This is a genomic window from Pseudoalteromonas luteoviolacea H33-S (genome assembly GCF_001625695.1).
Taxonomy (GTDB): domain Bacteria; phylum Pseudomonadota; class Gammaproteobacteria; order Enterobacterales; family Alteromonadaceae; genus Pseudoalteromonas; species Pseudoalteromonas luteoviolacea_B.
Genome location: NZ_AUXY01000083.1, coordinates 117661 through 125372, shown reverse-complemented (window position 1 = coordinate 125372; position 7712 = coordinate 117661). Strand labels below are relative to the sequence as shown.

Annotated in this window: 3 protein-coding genes; all 3 read right to left on the bottom strand. The window is 42.2% G+C overall.

The features are described 5' to 3' along the window. Window positions 1-3097 (bottom strand): non-ribosomal peptide synthetase (locus tag N477_RS16635; RefSeq protein ID WP_155731935.1); only part of this gene is annotated, 3097 nt, incomplete at its 3' end. A 405-nt stretch (window positions 3098-3502) separates the two neighbouring features. Further along, on the bottom strand, window positions 3503-5137 hold the full coding sequence (locus tag N477_RS16630; protein ID WP_063362588.1) for a cyclic peptide export ABC transporter: 1635 nt from the start codon (window positions 5135-5137) through the stop codon (window positions 3503-3505). Next, window positions 5137-7569, bottom strand: a complete 2433-nt coding sequence (locus tag N477_RS16625; protein ID WP_063362589.1) for a penicillin acylase family protein — start codon at window positions 7567-7569, stop codon at window positions 5137-5139. The genes N477_RS16630 and N477_RS16625 overlap by 1 nt, the downstream gene beginning before the upstream one ends. Window positions 7570-7712 lie beyond the last annotated feature (143 nt).

Here is a 7712-nt window from a genome sequence, read left to right as displayed (position 1 = left end):
GCTGATTGAAAATCTCCCGCAGCGACAAGGTAACCTCACACGCCTCACCTATATGGGCCACCAGCTTGGTGACCTGTAAGGAATGTCCCCCTAACTCAAAAAAGTTGTCCTGGATGCCAACCTGTTCAAGCTCAAGTACTTCCTGCCAGATCCGGCATAAGATTTTTTCTGTTTTTGTTTGCGGTGCAACATACATACCTCTTAAGAAGCCTGCTTCTGGCTCTGGCAGGGCATTACGGTCAAGCTTCCCATTAGCAGTTAAAGGCAAAGACTCTAGCACCATTAAGGCGGAAGGCACCATATATTCAGGTAACACCTGTTTCATGTGCGAACGCAGACCATCAAGAAAACTGGCTTCATCCTCTATGCTGTCATCTATCACCAAATAGCCCACTAAGCGTTTGCTGTTTTCGGCGGTTTCCCGAGCGAGCACCACGGCTTCCCTGACTCCTGTATCAACTGTCAGGACATGCTCGATCTCCCCAAGCTCGACACGAAATCCCCGAATTTTTACCTGATGATCAAGACGGCCCAGGTACTCTAGCTCACCACAAGGGAGCCAGCGCACTAGATCCCCGGTCCGGTACAAACGTTTACTGCTGTTGCTGTCCAACCCGTCATAAAATGGATTGGCGACAAACTTTTCATCATTCAGCTTTGGCCGGTTCAGATAACCTCGAGCTAATCCTGCTCCGCCTATATATAACTCTCCGCTCACCCCTTTAGGGGCAAGCTGTCCCGATGGCGTTAACACATAAAGCTGCGTATTGGCAATGCCCGTGCCTATGCTCGCCCGCCCGTTGGCAATACGTAATTTACAGGTGGAATAGGTGGTATCTTCTGATGGTCCGTATAGATCATAGACAGAGCTAAAACCGGCCTGATATAGACTATCAACCAAGTCTTGTTTTAATGCTTCTCCCGCCAAGTTTATGGTTCTTAACTTAGCTGGCAGTTTTATTCCGGTTAGTAAAGCCTGAGCTGCCGAGGGCACCGTATTGACTAAAGTCACCTTATCTATGTCATCAGTCTCAGAGAAATCAAGAATATTCTTCACAATCAGAACCGAACCACCGGCGGCCAGAGGAGCAAACATTTCAAAAATCGATAAATCGAAGCACATAGAAGTGGAAGCCAGCACACATCCTAAGGTTTCCCGACTATAAAAATCCAACGCCCATGTCAGCAGGGCTGCGGTGTTTCGGTGCTCGACCATAACACCCTTGGGTCGCCCGGTAGAGCCTGACGTATATATCAGATACGCTAGATGCTCAGCACATAACCCCAAAGATGATACTGGCAAATTGTCCGACGGCATGGTCGCTAATCTTACTGCAAACTTTGCGTTATCCAGACACAGAGCCCTACTTTCAAGAAACGGGAAGCTGTCCTTCAATTGGGTTTGTGTCAGCACAATATCTACACAACTATCTTCTACCATATAAGCCAAACGGGATTCAGGATAGTCAGGATCTAAAGGCAGATACGCACCGCCGGCCTTGAGAATAGCCAGAATAGCAACCACCATATCCAAAGACCGTTCGACACAAACGCCTACCACGTTATCAGGCTTTACCCCCTGTGCTTTAAGGTAATGGGCCAATTGGTTGGCACGGCAGTTTAAATCACCGTAAGTCATAGAAGTGCCGTTGCAACGCAGCGCCTCCTGCTCGGGGTGGAGTGACGCCCGGGCTTCAAAAAACTCATGAGTGCACAATTGACTGAGGGGGGTTTCCATGTGGCTCTGGTTTTCAGTTAACAGCAATGCCTTCTCTGCTGGCACCAAGACATCAACGTCGGATAAAAGCGTATCCGGGGAATGAAGGAAAGATTGTAGTAAAAGTAAAATACGTTCGGATAAAGCCTGAACTTCCTGCTCTACAAAACACGACTGTGAATACTCAAATTGCAGCTCAATCTTCTCAGCACCGCCATCCCATAATGTAATAACCAACGGTGTTTTGTTATGGTTATGGCTGACATAATTCAATTCGCCCTGATATGAATCAAAGGATAAGTCTCTGTAATCCAACTGTAAGAAATTAAACATAATTTCATAAACAGCATTACCATGTGCCGTTATTCCTAAATCACGACTTATATGGCTTATAGGGTACCTTTGATGCCTAAAGTCAGACTTTTGTTGACGAGCTATTTCACTGACTAAATCACGAAAAGTTTGCCCCGGCTCAATCTCCACGTTAAAAGGGTTTACTCCGGTAAATACCCCAATCATTTTTTTCTCGGAAAATTTTCTTCGGTTATGTACCGGAATACCAAAACACAGGCTTGATGCTGAATATGCTGAAGAAAAATATTTACTCAAAACCCCCAACAATATATGAGAAATGCTTACTTTAAGCTCTTGTGAAAGATCTTTAATTTGCTGGTAAAAATCTCTAGAAAGTGGCAATTCGAGACGTCTACTAGGACAAGCACGGGAATGATCAAACTCATTGGCGTAATTGGCTCGGATTATACTGCTATTATCCTCGTGATACCTAGTCTGCCAGTAGGCTCTATCCTTGAGATACCGCTCACTTTTTTGATACTCTTGGTCTTTCAGCACAACAGTGTTTAAAGCTAAGGGAGTTATGCCCTTACTCTCATCATCGGTACACTGATTGTATAAACGAGATATTTCTTTAGCCCAATTAGAAAAGCCCCATCCATCCATCATCAGGTGATGTGCAAATGCAACATACCAATATTGATCTTCTTCAACTTTAACCAGCCAAGTTTTAAACAAGAAAGTATCAATAAAAGGCACTGGAGATTCAAAAACTTGTTTAAGCCAGTATTTCGCCTTTGTTAAAGCATCACTGTGTGCTGAAAAATCGATAAAGGCCAAGTCGGTATCGCGTTCGTCACTGATATATTGATATACCTCATCAGCGTCATAATTTACTCTAATACCAAAAGCGTCATTGCCATTAACTACTTTTTCATGGGCTCGAGTGATCTTTTCGATATCCAGTTTACGGCACTTTATATAGCCACCAACATTGTAAACTGGAGAGTTTTCATTTCTAAGCTGATCCCAAAATATATCTGACTGGGGTAATGATAAAGGAAGCCTTGTCCGTGGTTTATTCATATTTATTCTTCTAATTATGTTATTGATAAATTTTAAATAATTATTATGCAGAGTGACCTTAAGCTAGCCCTAGTTTTTCGAAACAGGAAGAGGTTAGCTGAAAAATTATGCCTAGGTGTTAAAAGAAACTTGGCTGGTAAAACCGAGAGATTAAGTTTTTAATTGAATATGTCAGTGAGGTGGAGAGGTTATGCAAGGAAAATGCGCCTAGCACATAAGGGGATTTATTCGAAACTCTAACAAGATAATTAACTTTGCTGCAGTCCATCACTACGTCTAATTTACTCATCATCCATACAACCTTAAATTAACAAAAAAACACCCCAAAAAAAACATTCATAAACCAACCGTAAACCAATCATTCAAAAGAATAAAGGGTGAGATTGTATGTTTTTAATCAAACCTTTAGCTCGGATTTAAATTTAATACCTGGTCGGCGAGATGGAAATAGCGATCGTCATGGCTAATAGCAACCACAGCTTTTCCTTTTTGCTTAAGCTCAGGTAATATTTGCTCATAAAAAACTTTTCTAAACACAACATCCTGATCTGCGGCCCACTCATCAAAAACATATAAGTCTTTATCTTCCATCACCGCCACTAACAACGCCATACGCCTACGCTGACCATCCGATAATTTAGTAGTCGAAAACCTGCCATTTTCAAATTTAACCTTTCCATCTAAAGCCAGATCTTTTATTAGCTGGTCGATTTTTGCATTCACAGTCGGGCATTCCAGGTCTATGCCATGCAGGGTTTTAAATAAATAATAATCGCTGTAGATAGAGCAGATCGTCTGGCGATAGCCATTAATGTTACTTCTGTTGATTTGTACATTATCAAAATAGACGTGCCCAGCAGTCGGGTAATAATGAAGAGTAATCACTTTACTTATCGTAGACTTACCAGAGCCGTTACCACCGACAATAAAAGTGATCTGCCCTTTTTTAATCGTTAAATCAACAGGTCCTGCTTTGAATCCATGTTCATCGCTATAGATGTAAGTTACATTTTTTAGTTGTATTTGCTGCCAGCAAGGCGGTTCAAGCCCTTCATCAACACTCTCTTCATCCACCATTTCAGCATAAATTTCCTCCATTCTTTTATAGGACACATTTGCACTTATAAAAACTGGGATCGCTGACAAAATAGAACCAACTGGGCTGGAGATATAAAGTAAGATCATGATGATGGCAATAAGTTCGGAATTGCTAACCTGCTCATAGTTAACATAAACAAATGCCAGCAAACCAATCCCAAAAAAGCCGAGCATATCGCCGTAATTCATGGCTGAAGTTAATGCGGTTTCGGCTTTGATATTGGTAGATTCAATTTTCGATTCCACCGCTAACAACTCATCTTTGATAAAGCTGTCCTTCTTTTTTCTGTTCAGCTTTAATTCCTTTGCCCCTAAAATCACACCGCGAAAGCCTTCCTGCAATTCATCCATTAACTCCCTCGCCCGCAACATATATTTACGCCCGATTAAAATAGGAATTTGATAAGTGATAATACCGAACAATAACGCAGAACAAACAAAAGAGAATACTTTTGAATTTTCAATCCAGATATAAAACATCATACCGGCGACGGTTGCCAAGCTAACAAGTATAGGTGGCGCCATACTCGCACCATCTACAACTCTTCTGACATCCATAGTCATGGTATTAATAATGCGCGGCGAACCTATCTTTTCCAGGGCATCTATAGGCGAACCGCTAACACGCTGGTATAAATTCTCTCTCATCTTCATCGTCAAGTTAAGTGATACTGCCGTCAGCATAATTTGAGAGACGGTCCTTAGAATTAAGATCAGCAAACAAAGAGAGAAAAAAGCAAATGCGATTGGCAGATTAGAAATCTGATAACCAAATAATTCAGCCGGTGCAGAATCGATGTACATAATCCCAGGTAGTTCATTCAAGCTCGATAACACCAGTGGGATCAAGCCGACGTAGAGCACCCCAGCAATTACACCTAACATCAGAGAAATAAAAACCTTATTAGGGGCATTTTTGCCAAATTCACTCATGATCTTCATTATTTCTCCTCCACATGACTTGACTGTGAGGGGGTGCTAGGCCTCAGGGTGATGGGTTTGCCGGCTAAAGAAGCTTTCATTGAATGCAGTGCATTTATGTCAAACGAAGTTAGCATGTCGTCATAAAACTGGCTAAATACATTGCCGGACTGTCCAGTAGAATTTGTCATTACATGATATGTATCATCGGACATTTCGATAATTTGCCTAAAGGTTGCACCAAGAAATTGGATATAACCTTCCGACTCGTCGAAATCATAGCTAGCAACATTAATAGTGTTTGGAGATCCGTTGCTCGCAGCTTCTCTCTCAAAAAAATGTTCTAGGTGCTTAAACTGACTAAAAGGCTGGTGCTTATAGGTACGCTGGCTAAACTGCTGCCAGCGCCAGTCGTCCATATTACTGCCCCCTAATTCGGTTAATTCGTCTCTGGCATCTTTTAGCGCCAGCGGTATGATATCTTTGCAGGTTTCTTGATAAGTGGTAGCAACATTATCACACCAAAAAACATCCTCGGTTAATGCTTTATTGACGATATTAACCTCTAACCCCTCGATGATTTCTTCGGTGTGCGCCACAAGTCCAGGCGAACGGTGGTATTGAATAAATTCATCTTTAAACAACCTTAATTTAAGGTGGCGTAAAAATGACATGTAAATCGCAGCGGCATTACTCTTTTCACTGAAATCCCGATTCCAATCATAAAGAGATTTTAATAATTCATCTTGAGCATCTTGCTCTCGAATGATACCTCCCAGTGTCTGAAGTAAACTTTCAGCACTTAAGTCAAATAGGTCATGCTGCATTTCGGCAACATAAGCGACATCAACTTTCTCGAGCTTCGCCACCTTTTCATGAATAAGATCGGTTATTCTATCTGCCCTTGCGGGATCTGCCCAATCATTCGAAATAAAATGTCGATAATCATCACTGACACTTTTATTATTGGCATTGACAATAAAACCTCGATCCGGGTTATATTCATAAGGCATATCGCCCCAGTCAAGATAACCATTCCAAGAGAAGTGTTCACTGGATGTCGGTAGCATGCCAAAAGAACTGCTGTTCCTAACTGGTATTTTACCAGCGGCGCTTATGCCTATATTGTTGTTTTTATCTGCATACAAGATGTTCAAAGAAGGCGCTACATGTAGACTTAACGCTTGTCGGAATTGCTTCCAATCTTGGGCATAGTTCAACTTATACAGGGCTTCGAAGCTAGTATCGTCAGCTTCAAGTGCAGACCACTGCAACGAAAGTGTCTGGCCCGAGGCACCGATAAAGTCACTGACCACTGGTCCGTAAACAGAACTGAGCACCTTCATTTTTACCGGCTTAATTCTCTTTTTCAGTACCTTAGGAAAACCCGGGGCTATATGAATTACTTCTTCTCGCTCTTCAAATCTGAGCCATTTATCTCCGGCCTGATAAAAATTTCCCTGATCAGGGTTCATTCTCAAAGAGACAAGATCCTGAACATCGGCAGGTAAACTTGTGCCACCCCAGGAAATATGATTATTTGTGCCAAAAATAATGATCGGCATGCCAACCAAGGTCATTCCACTGGACGTTATGTTTTCTCCTTTTAACTTTGCGGCATACCAAACAGAAGGGATTTGCAGGGCCAGGTGGGGATCATTCGCTAGGATCGGAGAGCCGTTTTCCGTTAATTTTCCAGAAATTACCCAGGCATTACTACCGACATTTTTTCCCCCAAGCAATTGTTGCTGGCTAACATTAGAGGCGATATCAGCTATCGATGCGAGTGCTAAGTCATGATTATTATTCGAGATGACGACATCGGGGAATAAGCTAGCATAATGCTGCTCAGATAACATTTTTTGTGAAATCTGTCGTCTGGACTCTAGGAAAGCATTACCTCCAAGGGTTAAAGCAAATAATTTCCCAATAGCAATGGAGTCAACCGGCGACCAAGGTTCAGGATGATAATCAAACAGCTCAAACTCAGCCGGCAATTGCTCAGCCTGATTAATCCAAGCATTAACTCCCTGCGTATATGATTCAAGCGCTTTTGAAGATCCAGCTCCTAACCTATGCAGGGCTTTTTTGGATGCACGGTATAGCCCTAGAGTTCTCATCCATTTATCTGTGTCTAGTAGATCAATGCCAAAGACTTCACTTAAGCGCCCCTGGGCCAGCCTTCTGTTATACTCCATCTGCCAGAGCCGATCCTGAGCCTGAATAAACCCCATGGCAAAAAACACATCATTATCGCTCTTGCCAGTGATCGCCGGAATACCGGCTTCATCTCTAACTATGACCACTTCATCGTTAATGCCATTTAATATTACTGCCAGCTCTGCGTCAGAGGCGCTTTCGCGCAGTATATTGTAGCCAGTCAGAAATACGACAAAAAGTGGAATAATAATGAACAAACCAAAGCGAGAAGCTATCGGAAATCTAGTTAACATCCTATTAATCCCTACTTAATTTTCCAATACTCAAGCCCAGTGTTTGGCTTGAGTCCAGCATATAAAACCAAGGCAAACAATTGTACTATTGAAAGCCGTTTAAGTTGCCATACCGTAAATAGTTGTAAATGATGCTAGCACAT